General features: G+C 65.8%; 16 protein-coding genes and 1 pseudogene. 5 read left to right on the top strand and 12 right to left on the bottom strand.

The features are described 5' to 3' along the window. Positions 1 to 256 precede the first annotated feature (256 nt). The 4 genes and pseudogenes from CJ177_RS34055 to CJ177_RS49525 all read left to right on the top strand — a co-directional run. The gene (locus CJ177_RS34055; RefSeq protein ID WP_095869694.1) at positions 257 to 1,033 is read left to right on the top strand and encodes a FadR/GntR family transcriptional regulator; all 777 of its coding nucleotides are present in this window, start codon (positions 257 to 259) and stop codon (positions 1,031 to 1,033) included. Positions 1,034 to 1,889: 856 nt separating this feature from the next. Continuing rightward, entirely contained in the window at positions 1,890 to 2,312 is a 423-nt protein-coding gene (locus tag CJ177_RS34045; protein WP_257014812.1) for a hypothetical protein, read from the top strand. Continuing rightward, positions 2,312 to 3,343 (top strand): IS110 family transposase, encoded by a 1,032-nt coding sequence (locus CJ177_RS34040; protein WP_095869693.1) that lies wholly within the window; start codon positions 2,312 to 2,314, stop codon positions 3,341 to 3,343. The genes CJ177_RS34045 and CJ177_RS34040 overlap by 1 nt, the downstream gene beginning before the upstream one ends. Positions 3,344 to 3,794: 451 nt before the next feature. After that, positions 3,795 to 3,943 (top strand): annotated as a pseudogene (locus CJ177_RS49525) (IS3 family transposase); the annotation flags it as partial. A gap of 354 nt (positions 3,944 to 4,297) precedes the next feature. Here CJ177_RS49525 and paaI read toward each other — a convergent pair. The 12 genes from paaI to CJ177_RS33975 form a co-directional block, all read right to left on the bottom strand. After that, positions 4,298 to 4,696, bottom strand: a complete 399-nt coding sequence (paaI, locus tag CJ177_RS34030) for a hydroxyphenylacetyl-CoA thioesterase PaaI (RefSeq protein ID WP_095869691.1) — start codon at positions 4,694 to 4,696, stop codon at positions 4,298 to 4,300. A 78-nt stretch (positions 4,697 to 4,774) separates the two neighbouring features. After that, positions 4,775 to 5,023 (bottom strand): TetR family transcriptional regulator, encoded by a 249-nt coding sequence (locus CJ177_RS49520; protein WP_218835148.1) that lies wholly within the window; start codon positions 5,021 to 5,023, stop codon positions 4,775 to 4,777. 326 nt (positions 5,024 to 5,349) lie between these two features. Beyond that, on the bottom strand, positions 5,350 to 5,775 hold the full coding sequence (locus CJ177_RS34020) for a hypothetical protein (protein WP_095869690.1): 426 nt from the start codon (positions 5,773 to 5,775) through the stop codon (positions 5,350 to 5,352). Between the two features lies 1 nt (position 5,776). Further along, the gene (locus CJ177_RS34015; RefSeq protein WP_179443348.1) at positions 5,777 to 7,318 is read right to left on the bottom strand and encodes an AMP-binding protein; all 1,542 of its coding nucleotides are present in this window, start codon (positions 7,316 to 7,318) and stop codon (positions 5,777 to 5,779) included. 36 nt (positions 7,319 to 7,354) lie between these two features. Beyond that, a complete protein-coding gene (locus tag CJ177_RS34010) occupies positions 7,355 to 8,494 on the bottom strand; it encodes a thiolase family protein (protein WP_095869688.1) in 1,140 nt (379 codons plus the stop codon). After that, positions 8,494 to 8,874 carry a Zn-ribbon domain-containing OB-fold protein gene (locus tag CJ177_RS34005; RefSeq protein ID WP_095869687.1) on the bottom strand — a complete coding sequence of 127 codons (381 nt, stop codon included), beginning with the start codon at positions 8,872 to 8,874 and terminating at the stop codon, positions 8,494 to 8,496. The genes CJ177_RS34010 and CJ177_RS34005 overlap by 1 nt, the downstream gene beginning before the upstream one ends. A gap of 40 nt (positions 8,875 to 8,914) precedes the next feature. Continuing rightward, on the bottom strand, positions 8,915 to 9,760 hold the full coding sequence (locus CJ177_RS34000) for an SDR family NAD(P)-dependent oxidoreductase (RefSeq protein ID WP_095869686.1): 846 nt from the start codon (positions 9,758 to 9,760) through the stop codon (positions 8,915 to 8,917). Continuing rightward, entirely contained in the window at positions 9,757 to 10,593 is an 837-nt protein-coding gene (locus tag CJ177_RS33995) for an ABC transporter substrate-binding protein (RefSeq protein ID WP_095869685.1), read from the bottom strand. Before CJ177_RS33995 ends, CJ177_RS34000 begins: the two co-directional genes overlap by 4 nt. 62 nt (positions 10,594 to 10,655) lie before the next feature. Further along, positions 10,656 to 11,321, bottom strand: coding sequence for an amino acid ABC transporter permease (locus tag CJ177_RS33990; protein ID WP_095869684.1), 666 nt, complete (start codon positions 11,319 to 11,321; stop codon positions 10,656 to 10,658). Continuing rightward, entirely contained in the window at positions 11,318 to 11,965 is a 648-nt protein-coding gene (locus CJ177_RS33985) for an amino acid ABC transporter permease (protein ID WP_095869683.1), read from the bottom strand. The genes CJ177_RS33990 and CJ177_RS33985 overlap by 4 nt, the downstream gene beginning before the upstream one ends. Next, on the bottom strand, positions 11,962 to 12,741 hold the full coding sequence (locus CJ177_RS33980; protein ID WP_095869682.1) for an amino acid ABC transporter ATP-binding protein: 780 nt from the start codon (positions 12,739 to 12,741) through the stop codon (positions 11,962 to 11,964). The genes CJ177_RS33985 and CJ177_RS33980 overlap by 4 nt, the downstream gene beginning before the upstream one ends. A 132-nt stretch (positions 12,742 to 12,873) precedes the next feature. Beyond that, entirely contained in the window at positions 12,874 to 14,331 is a 1,458-nt protein-coding gene (locus CJ177_RS33975) for a CdaR family transcriptional regulator (protein WP_179443347.1), read from the bottom strand. Positions 14,332 to 14,457: 126 nt separating this feature from the next. Here CJ177_RS33975 and CJ177_RS33970 point away from each other — a divergent pair, with 126 nt between their 5' ends. Further along, the gene (locus tag CJ177_RS33970; protein WP_095869680.1) at positions 14,458 to 14,811 is read left to right on the top strand and encodes a hypothetical protein; all 354 of its coding nucleotides are present in this window, start codon (positions 14,458 to 14,460) and stop codon (positions 14,809 to 14,811) included. Positions 14,812 to 15,322: the final 511 nt, after the last annotated feature.

The following is a 15,322-nucleotide window of genomic DNA, read 5'->3' as shown; positions in this document are numbered from 1 at the left end:
CGACGGATGCAGGAGGACCCGAAAGGGCGGAATGTGTTTAGGACGGTCCGAGACGAGAATGAACCAGCCACGTCCTCTTATCAGACATCGGACTATACCCTGCGTGCCGCTGCGGTGTCGGTCGCCGAAATTACGGGTAGGCGAATTCAGTGCAAGGCAACGCCGTCTATGTCCGCGAGAACGGACATGCCCCGCCCTTCGGCCCACGATAATATGTGGACAATGGTCAAAACATTAGACGCGATAGGATGGGAACATGACCGAGCCCACTGCCCTATTCCAGCAAGGCGTCGCAGGTTCACCGATCTTTACGAAAGTTCACACCCGCCGCGGGTTCGAGTACATCTACGAGCAGATTCGCAACGCGATTGCCGAAGGACAGCTCAAGCCCGGAGATCGGCTGCCCTCGGAACGGGATATGGCCCAGATATTCGGGATCGCTCGGCAAAGCGTGCGCGAGGCGCTGCGCGCGCTTGAGGCATCCGGCCTGGTGGAGTCCCGTCTCGGAGTGGCCGGTGGAGTTTTCATTCGCGAGGGCGACCCCCGCGTGGTGTCGCGGGCGATGACCGACTTAGCCTCACTCGGTGCCCTATCGCCCTCGAGCCTGCTCGAGGCGCGGATCATCCTCACGTCCGACATCATCCGCATGGCGTGTGAGCGGGCCACCGATGACGACTTTCAGAAGCTCGACGAGGACATAGCCTTCACCGAGCAGCAGGCCAGCACCGAGGCTGGGGTCGAGCGGACCGCGCAGATCATGGAGTTCTACCACATCCTTGCCAGTGCGACGCACAACGAAGTATTGGTCATACTGACCGATTCCTTGTCCCAGATTGTCCATCTGCGACTCAATCGGGCCGGGCCTAAGCCCAACAAGGACATCGGGAAAGTCCGCCGCCGGGTCCTCAATCACCTACGGGCCCGTGATGCAGAGAAGGCGATCTCGGAGATCACTCGACATCTAAAGCGACTCGAGAAAGTTCTCCTCCAAGCCGAGAAGGCGAAAGCGCTCGAACTCGACACCTCCAGCTGACACACCCGAGACCATCCCACTTTCCTGGTGTGACAGTTCTGATCACCATCGGCACGTCCGACGAATCGGGAATGGTCTACCACTACCACTACCACTACCACTGCCACTCAGGCCACCGAGGGCCGGCCCACCACGCCAAGCGGATGTGCGTACGGAAGGGAACCTGCAGCGGGACGAGATCGGTCCCAGCGCGCACCGGAACTAGCGGTCACCTCCAGGAAGTTCCCATCCCCGGGGTTGTTCTGACTGCGGTCAACAGTGCTCGACCGTTGGAAATCTGTTCTCCCCGAGCCACATCCGGGTCTGCTCCGCGTACGAGACTGGCCGGGTCGTCGAATACACCACAACGAACCCCAGCCCGGCCACCGCCTCCACCACATCCCGGCCCGCCTCGACAACTGCCGCCTGTCCGACATTGTCGAAGAACCTCTGCCACCCCGGCCGGCGGCTCCCATCCGACTTAGCGGCGATCAGGGGTGAGTGAAGGCCGACAGGTCCGCCACACCACCGTCGATGTCGACCATCACCACCCGCTCGCTCCCGCTCACCTCCCCGAGGCTAGCCACCTGGCCGGCAGGCATCCTGGTGCCACGCCCACACCGACGAATCCGCGGATCCGCTAGAGAGCCGTAGAGGACGCAACAACCGTGTTCGACTCACGACCAGCTGCTGGCCATCACCTTCTTGCGATCGACTTTACCGACAACGGTCGCACGCCGTACGTCACCGAGACGGACGGGCTCACCGCTGGTCAGGGTCGATCATCGACACCACTACTCGCGCAGTAATCGCGGGGAGATTCGAATCGATGGGTACCGTCGACAGCGCGTCGAGAACACCGGCCTAACGTGGTCACGTGAGCGCAACGCGTATCGCCATCGACGAGACCGAAGTCGACGCCGACGGAGTTGTCGCGCTCCTGACGTACACGGTGGGAACGGAAGATCGGGACCGCCTCGACGTGGCGCTCCTTCCCTATCGGACCGGATCCGCGGTCCTCGCCGTCGCCCGAGCACCACAGAGGCCGCTCGGTGTGATCGGATACAGCGCCGCACCCGATCGGACGACGCTGCTGCACCCACCCCACCGACCCCCACTGCCGGCAACGAGGCATCGGCACAGCCCTCATCCACTGGGTACACGCACGCCACGCAGACATCCGGGACTGCCCCGGCTCTGGTTGACACCTGATGCGATGAAGGGGCGGGGCCTCCGCTCCTCGAGGGTTCCCGGCGAATGCTGGGAGTACTCACTTCCGAACGAAAAGGGAGGCCCCTGATGGGTGAGTATGACGGAAAACAGTTCGTCGGGATCGATCTGCACCGGCAACGATCGGTGATCGTCCGCCAGTCCGACACCGGCGAGCAGCTCTCGGCGGTGCGGATCGTCAACGATCCGGTGGCGTTGGGGTTGCAGATCGAGCAGGCCGGCCCGAACCCCGGGGTGGTGCTCGAGGCGACCTACGGCTGGTACTGGGCGGTCGATGCGCTGCACGCGGCGGGTGCGGACGTACATCTGGCGCACCCGTTGGGTGTCAAGGGATTCCGATACCGGAGGGTGAAGAACGACGTCCGCGATGCCGGTGACCTGGCGGATCTACTGCGGATGCATCGGTTGCCCGAGGCGTGGATTGCCCCGCCCGCCACACGCGAGTTGCGGGAACTGGTGCGTTACCGGGCGAAGCTCGTCGCGCTGCGCTCCGGGCTCAAGGCGCAGGTGCATGCCGTGCTCGCCAAGGCGGGAGTCCTGATCCCGGTGTCGGACCTGTTCGGTGTCACCGGCCGCCAGAAGCTGGCGCGGGTGCCGCTCGGTGACGCGTACGCGCGGCGGGTGATCTCGTTGCTCGAGCTGATCGACGACCTCGACGCGCACGAGGCGCGGTTCACCGCCCGGATCGCCACCGAGCTACATAACGACCGCGGGTATACGGCGATCCAGGCGCTGCCCGGCATCGGGCCCACCCTGGCCGCGGTGTTCGTCGCCGAGATCGGGGACGTGCACCGGTTCACCGACCCCGCCCACCTGTGCTCCTGGGCCGGTTTGACGCCCAAGCACCGCGAGTCCGACGCCGTGGTGCGGCGCGGGCACATCACGAAGCAGGGCAGCAAACTGGTGCGCTGGGCGGCCGTCGAGGCCATCCAACGGCATCCCGCCGGCACGAAGATCTCGACCGATCGCAAACGGATCGAGGCCCGCCGCGGCCGAAACATCGCCAAGATCGCCGCGGCCCGCAAACTGCTCACCCTCGTCTACTACGGGCTGCGCGACGGAGAGATCCGCGCCCTGGCCCACCAGAAGGCGGTGGCGTGAGCACCCCGGACGCAACACGCGCGCGGCCGTGCACAGGTCTGACCCCCGTGCCTACGGCGTGGTCGCCCACCTGATTGACCCCGTGTGTTGCCAGCGCACCGCTCCATGCCCGCACCGCCGGGCGAAGGGATGACCGGCAGCCGAGGAAGCTCGGCCCTGCCCAACCCCACACGCATCACACTGGAGACGTTGCACCACAACCACATAACGAAACCGAATCGCGTCGTTGGTCCTCGACCTGTTCTCGGCTCATTTCAGTCTGCGCCGGCCCGGGCCACCGTCAAGACCATTCGTCCTCGCTCACGCTGCGGGCGCTGTGTCTTGACCCCGGCCCTCACCCGGCGCTGCCCACGTGGAGCCGAAACCACGTAAAACGCGACCCTTGACAAGGCCCCGCTCCTTCAGGGATGACCTGTGAGGGATCCGCCCTCACGGTGGAAGGATGATCGACATGCCGAAGCCGTATCCCGAGGAGTTCCGCCGCGACGTCGTCGCCGTGGCCCGCAAACGCGAAGCCCCGCTGGAGCAGATCGCGAAAGATTTCGGGATCTCCGAGACTTGCCTGAAGAACCGCTGCGCAAGGCCGACATCGAGGACGGCACCCGAGCCTGTCATGGCTGGGACCTGGAGTCGACATAGCCACGATACTGATTGCGCGAGCAAGACGCAGGCTCGGACGCCGCCCATACCCGGGCATCGGTGATGCCAGATACGCCAGCACATCGGGCTGCGCGACGCGAGCGCTGCTAATGGAGTTTCGCCGGAGCAGGACGACTACGCAGCCGAGATAGCTCAGGCCATCAGCGACGTTCGCGAAGAAGTTCTACGAGTGCATGGCGGACTTGACTTCCTCCGCGGCTCGTCGAGCAGTGTCGGCGAATCGGGTAGCGAACCTGGATAGCGGAGTGCGGCGCGCCCGGCCCAAAGTGTTGACTCACGCGGGCATCGTGTAAGTCAGCTCGGGGCCGCGATTGTGCGACTATCGCCTCGGAACTCCGCTACCACAGTGTCCCCACTGGTCACGGTTACATCGAAGATTCCGTTCCGACCGAATCGAGCGCGTTTGACAGCATCTGCGATCAACACGTCCCCCGCCGTGGTGGGACGGAGATACCGGATGTCGCAGCGTGCCGCGACGGCCGGCTCGTCATAGCTGTTGCAGGCCATCGCGAACGTCGTGTCTGCCAGCAGGAACACGTAGCCGCCATGTGTGATTGCGTGACCGTTCACCATGTCAGCGGTGATTACCATCGACATCCGCGCGTGACCGTCGCTCAAATCGATCAGTTCGATTCCGAGCTTCTGCGATGCCGTATCGGCTGCGAACATCTCGTGCGCGGTCCGGTGCTCCATGATGCTATTCCCTTCGATCCAGCTGCAGAGCCCGCACCCGGCCGCCGACCATCGAGGCGCGACCGTGCGCGGGCAGTGTCAGCGAAGTACGGCCTGTTTTTCCTGGCTAGACATGATGATTCCGCTCGAGCAGTGTCTCGTGCGTCGTCGGCATGATTTCCGACAGAGAATGCGGAGGGCAGCGAGGCAAGTGGCGTCCCGAATTCTCGCATCGATCCGCGCGGCGAAATGTGCATGGAGGGACGGCTTCTTCATACCCGCCTCGGCGGCAATGTTGTTCAGCGAGGACGCGTCGTAACCCGTCCTCGGCGAAGTGGGCGACGGCAATGGCGCAGATGCGCTCCGCTGATGCGGATATTGTCGCCATCGCCATCGCCGTCCTCTCGGTCGTACCGCCGCATGTGGTCAGTGCACTGCCATGTCGGCAATCTTGTCCGGAGCGCGGCGGGCACCGACCCACACGACGGCAAGCGCCACCATCGACGACATCACGAGGAGCAGCAGCCAGCGTGGCCACTTTCATCTCCTGAGTAGACAGGTAGAGCAGACGCCGATACGGGCGATCAAGTCCGCGGAGCGCCCCCGGCGCTCGGGTGAGGATGCAGCGGCGGGGTCCGCGACCCGGTTCCCGCAATCCTGCACTCCACCGACCGTCAGGGCTCGCTTCGTGGAGCGGAAGCGAGAACACAGCGGAACGCCTCCGCCACGGTCATTCCGTCCCGTACACCGTGGGCTGCGGCAAATGGGTTGGCACGAGAGATGATTCCGTTCGTCCAGTGATCGGCAGCATCGCCGATTCGAGCGGACTCATGTGCAACGCAGAGTGCGGCGATGCCGCGCTTCTGCAGGATCTCCAGCGCTGCGAAACCGGCGTCGTCCTTGCCGCCGCCGGCGTCGTTGAAGGCGATGACGGCCGGTTCGAACCGGAGTGCGTGTTCGGCGGCGCTGACCCCGCCATGGGAGGCCGAGACCACTGCACCTCCGCGGTCGGCCTCGGAGAGGAACGAGACCGAGTCCGCCAGCAGTACGGTGTGCCCGGCGCATTCGACGGTGACGCGTTCGGCGGTTGTCGGTGCCATGTCAGATCGCCCGGTTCCGGTCGGCCCAGAACGGTGCCCGTAGGGCCTTCTTGTCGGCCTTGCCGAAGGGCGTCATCGGAATCTGGTCGACGAAACGCACCACCTTCGGAGACTTGTATCCGCCGAGTGCGGCGCGGCAGGTCTCCCGGAACTCGTCCTCGCCGACCGCACCGGCACGATCGTGGACGACGATCGCACAGACGGATTCGCCCCAGTCGGCGTCCGGGATGCCGATGACCGTTACCTGGACCACACCGGGCAGAGCAGCGATGACGGCCTCGACCTCCGAGGAGTAGACGTTGTACCCGCCGGAGATGATCATGTCGGAGGTGCGGTCCTTGAGGAACAGGTAGCCGTGGTCGTCGAGGTAGCCGACATCGCGGGTGTGCACCCAGCCGTCCACGAGCGTTGCGGCGGTGGCTTCGGGGTTGTCGTGGTACCGCGCCAGTGTGTAGGGGGCGGTGAGGCAGATTTCGCCGATCTGCCCGGCGGGGAGCGGATTGCCGTTGTCGTCGACCACGCGAACACCGGCCATGGCGCTGCGCCGGCCGGCGGATTCGAGCAGGATCGGGCGGTCCGCGGCGTTCCGGTGGTCGTCCTTGGTCAGCGTCGTTCCCCAATTGGGGCATTCGGTCTGTCCGAACAGCTGGATGAACACCGGCCCGAACAGGTCGATGGCCTGCTTCAGCCGGCTCGGGGTGATGGGGGCGGAGCCGTAGACGAAGGTGTCGAGCGCGGGTGCCGGTGTGCCGGAGGACTGGAGGTGATCGAGGAGCCGGTACAGCATGGTGGGGACCACCATGGCCCAGCGGGCGGCGAACCGCGCCGCGGCCGCACAGAACAGTTCGGGGGTGAACTTCTCCAGCACGACGAGGGTGGCGCCTCGAGTCAGTCCTGCCGCGGCGAATGCGCCGGCCGAGTGGGAGAGGGCGGTGGAGAGCACCATGACTTCGTCGCGCCGGATCTCGGATTCGAGTACATGGGCGATGAGGTTGGTGGCCACCGAGGATTGGGAATGGACCACGCCCTTGGGTAGTCCGGTGGTTCCGCCGGTGTAGTAGATGGCGGCCGGGTCGGCCGCGGCCACCGGACGCTCGGTCACGACGGCCTTCGACCTCAGCTCCGCGTAGCGCGGGGAGTCGACGTCGACGACCTCGACGGCGGGGCACGCGGACTCGATCTTCGCCACGAGTGTCGGCGTCACCACTGACAGCATCGACGAGACGAGCACCATCCGAGCCCCGCTGTGCTCGAGGATGTGAATGATGTCCTGCACCGGGAGCATCGGGTTCAGCGGCACCTTGACGAGACCGGCGCGCATGATCGCGACGTCCGCGACGAGGTATTCGAAGCGGTTTCCGACGAGCAGCGCGATCCGGTCACCGACTGCGAACGTCGAGGACAGCCCGTCCGCCAGCGCCGCCGACGCCCCGTCCAGCTCCCGGTAGGTGTGCGGCGTGTCCCCGAAGCGGGCAGCGGTGCGGTCTGCATTCTCGGTCAGGCTCTGGCTCAGGAGGTTCCACGGCCGGTCAAGTGTGTTCATGTTTCTCTTCCTCATGCGATGTGTGTAGTGAGCTGCTCAAGCAGCCTGGAGGGCGATGACGACGCACCCGTTGCCGTTCAGGCCGGTGACGTTGCCGCCCATGGTTTCCACGACACCGGTCCGGGCGCCGGAGATCTGGCGCCTGCCGGCCTGCCCGGTGAGCTGCCAATAGATTTCGGCGACCTGCGCCATCCCGGTGGCACCGAGCGGATGCCCGCGGGAGAGCAGACCTCCCGACGGATTGACCGTCGATACCCCCGCCCGCCACGTGGTCCCGTCGACCGCGGCGTGAGCGCCCTTGCCGGCAGGGGAGATGCCGAGCGCCTCGATAGTGACGATCTCCCCGATGGTGAAGGCGTCGTGGATTTCGAACACATCCACCTGTTGTGCGGTGAGCCCCGCCGCGGCGTAGACCCGGTCCGCTGCCCGCTGGATCAGCTCGAAGTTCCAGACGTGCCCGTCCGGGGCGGGCCACGGACTTCCGCTCTCGAGGGTACTGGCCAGGACTCGAATCACGTTGTCGCCGTCAGAGGATCGAGATCTGCGAACCACTGCGGCGGCGGCACCATCGGAGATCGGACTGCACTGCAGAATCGTCAACGGGTCCGCGATCATCCGTGACTCGAGAACCTGATCGATCGAGTAGGAGCGGCTGTACTGGGCGCGGGGATTGGCGATGGCGTGCTCGTGGTTCTTCACCGAGACGGCGGCGAGCTGTTCGACGGTGACCCCGTGCTCGTGCATGTACCGCTGCGCGGTCATCGCGTACATCGCGGGCAAGGCGAGGCCGCTCGCCCCGTCGAGGTCACCGGGGTCCGAGGGGATGGCGCCGGAGATCGAGTCGGACATCTTCTCGATGCCCAGCGCGAGGACGGTGGCGTACTGCCCGCGGTGCACGTACTCGAAAGCGGAATGTGCAGCGAGTGTGCCGCTGGCGCAAGCATTCTCCACGGTGATGATCGGGACTCCGGCGATGCCGGCGGCGCGCAGCACCCGATGCGCGACTCCGGGGTGGCTGAACACCGTCCCGACCACGACCGCGTCGATCTCGTCGGGTGCGGTGGCGGATGACTCGAGTGCCTCGGTGACCGCGTCCCAGGCGAGTCGTTCGAGGCTGGCGTCCTGCTTGCCGAAGTGGGACGTGCCGGCCCCGGCGATGACGACGTCGGTGTACATCAGGAGATCACCTCCGCGGCGAGATCACCGTGACCGGTCTTTCCGGTCAATCGGACGCGTCCGCCGACCCGCACGGGCTTCACGGCGCCGTCCTCGTCGAGGTGGACCAGTATCCGCGCACCTCCGCCGTCGAGGTCGACGTATGCGATGGCGTACGGAGGTGTGCGGTCGTTGAAGGGGATGCGGACCACGGTGTGGCTCCAGATCGTTGCTTCCGGACCGAATTCCTGCTCGGCGACGGCGGCGGTGCAGGCCGGGCAGCGGCGGGTGTCGAGCACGCTCGCGAACTCGCATGCGGTGCAGCGGACACCGGCGACGAGCCACTGCCCGTGAGTGTCACGCGCGACCGGACGGGGGTCACGTAGGGCTTGGGTGTGCATGGCGCTCCTGTGATCGGTGGAGGACCGGCAGCCGATACGGCTAGCCGATGTCCTTGTGGGAGTTCGACCGGTATCCAGAGAAGTCGCCGGGGAGCACGGTCATCGCGCCGTCGACGGGGACGCTGGTCCCCGAGATGTAGGCGGCGTGGTCGGACGCGAGGTAACAGACCGTCCAGCCGACGTCCTCGGGCCGGCCGGCGCGCTGGGCCGGTACCGACTCCGCGATGGCGGCGCGGGACTCTTCGGTGGTCGCCGATTCGACGAGCGGGGTGATCGTGACGCCGGGGAGGACGGCGTTCACGGTGATCCCGTGCTGGGCGACTTCCGCGGCCATGTGCCGGGTCAGTCCGAGCAGCCCAGACTTGGACGCGGTGTATGCGATTCCGCCCAGGTAGCTGATCCGGATCCCGGCGATCGATGCAATGTTCACGATTCGTCCGTAGCCGCGGGGCCGCATCGCGGTCAGCGCGGCGCGGGACATGTAGAAGGGGCCGTCGAGATTGACGCCGAGGACTCGCTTCCACTCGTCGTCCGAGGTGTTGGCGACGGAGCTGCGGCCGACGATCCCTGCGTTGTTGACGAGGATGTCCAGCGGTCCGATCGTGTCCTCGACGGTGCGGATCATGGCGTCGGCCGATTCGGAGTCGCCGACGCTGCCGACGACCGGGAAGGCCTTCACCCCGGCGGTGTTCAGTTCGTCGACGGTGCGCTGGGCCGAGGTGGCGTCGATATCGTTGACGCACACGGTCGCCCCCTGGGCGCCGAGGCAGCGGGCGATCCCGGCGCCGATGCCGCCCGCCTCGCCTCCGCCCGCCCCGGTGACCAGCGCTATGCGTCCGCTCAGGGGTGCATCCGGGGAGGCGAGGTTGTGTTCAGGTGTTGTCATGACTGCGGTCCTGTGAAGTAGGAGGTTTCGGTGAGCCCGTTGTCCTCGAGTGCCTTTTTCAGGGTTCCGTCCTCGCGGGCGGTGGCGATGAAGGCATCCAGGGCGGCACCGAGCTGGGTGTTCGTCTTGGTGTACGGGTAGTTCGGTTCTCCGGGGGTGGTCAGCTCCGGGTAGCGAGGATCCGGCGCGAGCAGTGCCACGTCGGCGTCGGAGTGACGGGAGTCCACCTGGTGGGTGAGCACGGCTCCGCTGCCCATCCCGGCGGCGATGCGCCCGGAGTCGAGTTCCTGGAACACGGCATCGATGGACTGGAAGACACTGACGTTGGCATCGCCGAAGGCCTTCTTGATGGGAGACTCGAACAACGAACCACCCACGACGCCCACCTTCTTGCCCTGCAGGGATTCGAGGTCGTCGTAGCCCTCCGTGGAGACGAGGGCGGGGCTGTCGAACCAGGTGGTGGTGCTCTGCCCGACAACCTCACCCCGAGCGGGCGTCTTGTACCAGCCGCCGCCACCGACGTCGACCCGGCCCTCGGTCAGGGCCGCGACGGCCGCCGGGCCGGCAAGCGGCTCCCACGTGATGTTCAGGCAAGCCTGCTCGGCGAAGGCGGGCAAGAGGACGGAATCGATGCCCTCGGCGTCGCCGGTGGGGGAGACGTCGATGGAAGGAAGCTGTTGGACAGCGCCGACGACCAGTTCGCCAGGCTTCACCGTGGCGAATTCCCATGCTGGTTGGCAGTTTTCGTCGATCGCGGAGGTGCCGGCGCCGCCGCATGCGGTGACGGTGAGCAGGAGAGCGCACGCGGCGCCCGCCGACAGTAGTGATTTCATGTTCTCAGAGCCCTTCGAGATTCCGCCGCAGGAAGCGATGGCAGTCGGTTGGAAAGGTGGGTTCAGTCCAGGATTCGGACGGTCTGGCGTGCCGGCTGACCGACGGTTCTGCGTCGCACCGCCGCAGCGGCCCAGGTGAGGACGAGATAGGCAGCGAGATAGAACGCTCCGGCCAGCACCAGGTAGTCGAAGACGCTGAAGGTGACGGTACCCTCGCTGTAGGAGACGCCGAGCAGTTCGCGCACGCCGATGCTGTAGGCGAGAGAGGTGCCCTGGAGGACCAGTGCCGCGAACCCGATCACCGGCGTGACCACCATCTTCACGGCCTGCGGGACGATGACGAACATCATTCGGCTCCACCCGGGTACGCCGAGCGCGAGTGTGGCCTCGCGTTGACCCTTCGGCACCGCGGCGAGGGCGGATCGGAAGACTTCTGCGAGATAGCTTGCGGTGGTGAGGCTGAACGCGGCGATCAGGGCAGCAGCCGCAGACAGCGTGAGATGGAATTCGGGGAGCCCGAAGTAGATGAGGTAGAGCGTCACCAGCGCCGGGAATCCCCGGCCGATCTGCGTGACGACGACGATGGGCCAGCGCACCGGTGCCGGACCTTCGTTGAGCAGGTAGCCCAGCAGCAGGCCGGCGGGGATGCTGATCAGCATCACCGCGGCCCACAGGTACAGCGTCATCGCCAGGCCGGGCAGAAGCGTGAGGGCGTTCTCGAGGCTCATCGGGCCACCGCCACGTCCCGGCGCTTACCGAACAACCGTGCTGCCACGGCGATCACGCTGCTCAACGCGAGATACAGGCACCCGACCACGAAGAATTCGGCGAGTCCGTTGGCGCCGCGCTCGACGTGATAGTTGGCCAGGTAGGTGATGTCGACGACGCCGATCAGCGACGCGAGGGCGGTGTCCTTGAGCAAGTGGATCGCGAACGATCCGCTCGCGGCCATGATCAGCGGCATCGACTGCGGCAGCAACACGAAGCGCAGGGTGTCGACTCTCGTGACGCCCAGCGAGCGTGCGGCTTCGACCTGCGTCGCAGGTACCGCGTCGAGACTCTCACGGAAGATCTCCGCCAGGTACGCGGAGGCGACCAGCCCGAGCCCGAGGATCGCGGCTCCCATTGCGTCGGGGCTCCACTCCCCCAGCGTGACGCCGAAGAAGAAGGCGAACAGCAGCACCAGCGGCGGGATCCCGCGGAACAGTGCCACCCAGGCCGCCGCCACCGTCCTCGCGATCCGGTAGCGCGATCGGAGCGCGGCGGTCGCCAGGGCGCCGAGGACGATGCCGAGGGCCAGCGCACTGGCCCACAGGCTGAGCGCGACGGGTACTCCACTCCACAAGCCTTGGAGGATGTCGAGGATGCTCATAGCTCGGTCTCACTGATCGCCGCGATGAACCGGGCGGTGCGTCCGTGCGTCGGCGCCCGGAAGATCTGCTCGGACGGTCCGGATTCGACGATCCTGCCGTCCGCGAGGAACGCGACCTTGGACGCGACGCGTTCGGCGAAGCGGAGTTCGTGAGTGACGACGACCATCGTCATCCCGCCCTCGGCGAGATCCTTCATCACCTCGAGGACCTCGATACGGAGTTCCGGGTCGATCGCGGAGGTCGGCTCGTCGAAGAGCATGACCTGCGGGTCCATAGCCAGCGACCGCGCGATCGCGACACGCTGTTGCTGCCCGCCGGAGAGCTGGGACGGCAAATTCCCGACGACGGCCCCGAGACCGACCCGGCGCAACAGTGTGTCGGCCCGCTCGTCCCCCTCGGCTTTACTCCGGCCCAACGAGCGCGCCTGGGCGAACGAGACATTCTGCAGTGCAGTCATATTGGGGAAGAGATTGTAGGACTGGAAGACCATCCCGACGCGCATCCGCATCCGACGCAGATCACGCCGCCCCAACGGGCACTCCCCGTTGTCGACAATGCGTTGGCCGAGCACATCGATGCTGCCGCTCGTCGGCCGTTCCAGCAGGTTCATACAGCGCAAGAGGGTGCTCTTGCCGGACCCGCTCGGGCCGATGAGCGAAATGACCTCGCCGGGGGCCACGACGAGATCGGCGTGGTCGAGGACCGTTCGACTACCGAACACCTTGGTGATCTGAGACATCGCGATCGCCGCACCATGCTCGGTTGTCGACGTCATCGCTTGTGCGTCTGTGCTTTTCACTGTCACGAGCTCTGCTCCTCTGTCGTTCAGACGACAGTATCGGCGGAGTGTGAGCCAGGTCATCGGCCGGACGTCGAGACCCTCTCCTACATTTGTAGGAGAGTGGAATCAACGCTTTCGTCGGTCGTCGCCCGCGGCCTCGATGAGCGCGTGCAGGCGCAACGCCACCTGCAGCGCCACGCTCTCCCACCCGTCGGTCAGCACATCACCCACGACGGCGCGGACCCTGTCCATCCGGTAATAGAACGTTGTCCGATGAATGTGCAGCCCGGCGATGGTGGCGGATACATCGCCAGCGTTGTCCAGGAACTCGGTCACCGTCGTCAACAGCATCTCGCGGCCCGGCACCACCAGTTCCGCGGCCGCCGGCGAGATCGCACGTACCGAATCGGGCGTCCACGGAACATTCTTCAGGAGCAGCCAGGCACCCAACTCGCCGTAGTGAGCGGAACCGTCGAATGCCGGCACGAGCGCCGCGAGCAAGGCCGCGTACCGGGCCTCGTCCAGCGCCTCCTTCACGCTCCGAACATCCGTGAACGTGCCGCTCACACCGCATGAGATCGACCCGGGAAAGGACCCGAGCAACTCCTGTGTGGCTACACCCGTCTTCTCCGCCGACCGGGTGAGAACAGTCGTTCCGGCATCGGACGAGGAGATCAACATGAACCCCGGCACTCGTTTCGCAGACGCTTGCCACTGGCTGAGTGCAGCCGCCGATTGTGGAGTCGGCGGCGCCGCTGCACGGAACAGGTGTACCTGCAGCGGCTGCCGCGACTCGACGGGGAAGATGCGGTGGAATTCCTCGGCAGCAGCATCCCTGGCAGTGGGGTCCGCTGCGATCAGTCCGTCGAGGATGTGATTCCAGAGGTCCTGGTCGTTCTCCACGTTTGCACGGTGGTCGACGAAGGCGTCCACCGCGCGCTGTCGACTGACCGAGACGTTCGACTGATCGTCGGCCGTCAACTCGTGGTCGTCGAGAATCAACCACATGTACCCGTAGCGGGTGCCCGCACTGCGCAGTGGGATGCACAGACGCCGCAAGATCCCCAGCTCCGCATTCGCCTCGACCACCGTCGGCTCGCCGGTCTCGAGTGCGCCGAGGCCGAACACGTACTCCTTGATCGGCTCGGGCGTCTTCCGGGTCAGAATCGACTCGATACGGGCCCGGTCGATCGGTTCACCCTGCGCGCTGGCCGCCAGAACCCGCAGGTCGAGATCGTTGATGACCACCGCCCGACCGATCTGGCCGGCGAGGTCGTCGACGATGGATTGCAGCTCAGGCGGCGCTGCGCCGGTCGAACCCGGGGACGTCATCGTATTCTCCATACTCCGTGCTCTCGGCACGTCATCAGCAACTCGCCCCACCATAGACAGCTGCGCCGCCGCCGCGAAGAAACCCGCGCTGCAGTCCCCACATTCGTCCGGCTGCTCTACGCGGTTGGTGCCCCCGTCTGCGGTGTAGACCGCGCCGTTGACGAAGGACGCGTCGTCCGACAACAGCCAGGCGACGAGTTGGGCTATCTCGTCGGCGGTGCCGTACGTTGTGGGCTGGATTTCAGTGGACACCGAACGTAGTTCTCTGACGCACCAGCCCTGGCTGCAGGGGCGGGCTTGCATCCAATACCTCACGCCCTCACCGACGGGGTCATCACTGCTCGATCCGCTCGCTCAGGCCACGCTACTGTGCCAGGTGTGAGGGAACCGGTGCTGGATCGGCACGTCGACGTTGCACAGCTGTGGCAACTGGCCAGTGAGGCGGCCCGGAAGGGCGAGAAGTGGGGGCAGCGCAAGAAGTCGGTGAGCGACGCCATGGCGACCTACTACGCCCAGCTGCGACGTGACAGACGCGGCGCGAAACGGTGGGTCGCCGAGGTCGTTGATCTCCTGGGATATTTCGATCTGTCAGCGGACTGGCGCGCAGTTGAGAAAGGCCTGCAAATACTCGACCAAGCTGACGGTGACGTCACCGGTGCCGGTGCTGAGCTACAGCGGCTGGAGGTCGTGCCGGCTTCCTCGACGAAGAACTCTCTCTTCAAGGGCTCCTAGTAGGGCGGAGTCAGGCGAACCGCTCGCGTTCGCGATCCCTCGTCGAGGACGTCACGCATTATTGGAAGACCGACCAGATCGCCGCGACGGCGAGCGTGACGATGAGGGAGCCGGGGCTATAGCCTCGTTCGGCCTGGCCCAATGGGGGCTAACGGTGCACCGGTTTATCTGCCCTGGATAGGTGTGGCTACTTCGGGTTGTAATTGCGGCGGCTGCGCTCATGAACCCTTCAGGAACCTCAAATAGAACGCCGCGAACACCAGGACGATGCCGACGTTCACCAGCAGCCGCTCTCAGAAGTGGTGCCTGAAGAACCGGACGTCCACGCCGACCACGACGGCTACCAGCGCGAGCACGTAGAGCACAACCGCTGCCTGCCTGCCCATCTTCCCCGTTCTACTCCGCGCGGTCGCAGCGAGAGGGAGAGCCGGTGCTCGGATCGGAGGTGCCCCCGAAATGGTCGTTAGCGGGAGCTGGCCTCATGAGACACCGCAAGGGGATCCGCTTTCGG

It is taken from the genome of Rhodococcus sp. ACPA1 (assembly GCF_002300195.1).
Classification (GTDB): Bacteria; Actinomycetota; Actinomycetes; order Mycobacteriales; family Mycobacteriaceae; genus Rhodococcus_F; species Rhodococcus_F opacus.
Note: the sequence above shows the minus strand (reverse complement) of the source record. Positions and strands in the feature narration are given on the sequence as shown.

Bases quoted from the DNA above. Each gene is read 5' to 3' on its own strand.
- CJ177_RS34055 (WP_095869694.1), top strand. From the start codon at position 257: ATGACCGAGCCCACTGCCCTATTCCAGCAAGGCGTCGCAGGTTCACCG.
- CJ177_RS34040 (WP_095869693.1), top strand. From the start codon at position 2,312: ATGGGTGAGTATGACGGAAAACAGTTCGTCGGGATCGATCTGCACCGG.
- paaI (WP_095869691.1), bottom strand. From the start codon at position 4,696: ATGGAGCACCGGACCGCGCACGAGATGTTCGCAGCCGATACGGCATCG.
- CJ177_RS34020 (WP_095869690.1), bottom strand. From the start codon at position 5,775: ATGGCACCGACAACCGCCGAACGCGTCACCGTCGAATGCGCCGGGCAC.
- CJ177_RS34015 (WP_179443348.1), bottom strand. From the start codon at position 7,318: ATGAACACACTTGACCGGCCGTGGAACCTCCTGAGCCAGAGCCTGACC.
- CJ177_RS34010 (WP_095869688.1), bottom strand. From the start codon at position 8,494: ATGTACACCGACGTCGTCATCGCCGGGGCCGGCACGTCCCACTTCGGC.
- CJ177_RS34005 (WP_095869687.1), bottom strand. From the start codon at position 8,874: ATGCACACCCAAGCCCTACGTGACCCCCGTCCGGTCGCGCGTGACACT.
- CJ177_RS34000 (WP_095869686.1), bottom strand. From the start codon at position 9,760: ATGACAACACCTGAACACAACCTCGCCTCCCCGGATGCACCCCTGAGC.
- CJ177_RS33995 (WP_095869685.1), bottom strand. From the start codon at position 10,593: ATGAAATCACTACTGTCGGCGGGCGCCGCGTGCGCTCTCCTGCTCACC.
- CJ177_RS33990 (WP_095869684.1), bottom strand. From the start codon at position 11,321: ATGAGCCTCGAGAACGCCCTCACGCTTCTGCCCGGCCTGGCGATGACG.
- CJ177_RS33985 (WP_095869683.1), bottom strand. From the start codon at position 11,965: ATGAGCATCCTCGACATCCTCCAAGGCTTGTGGAGTGGAGTACCCGTC.
- CJ177_RS33980 (WP_095869682.1), bottom strand. From the start codon at position 12,741: ATGACGTCGACAACCGAGCATGGTGCGGCGATCGCGATGTCTCAGATC.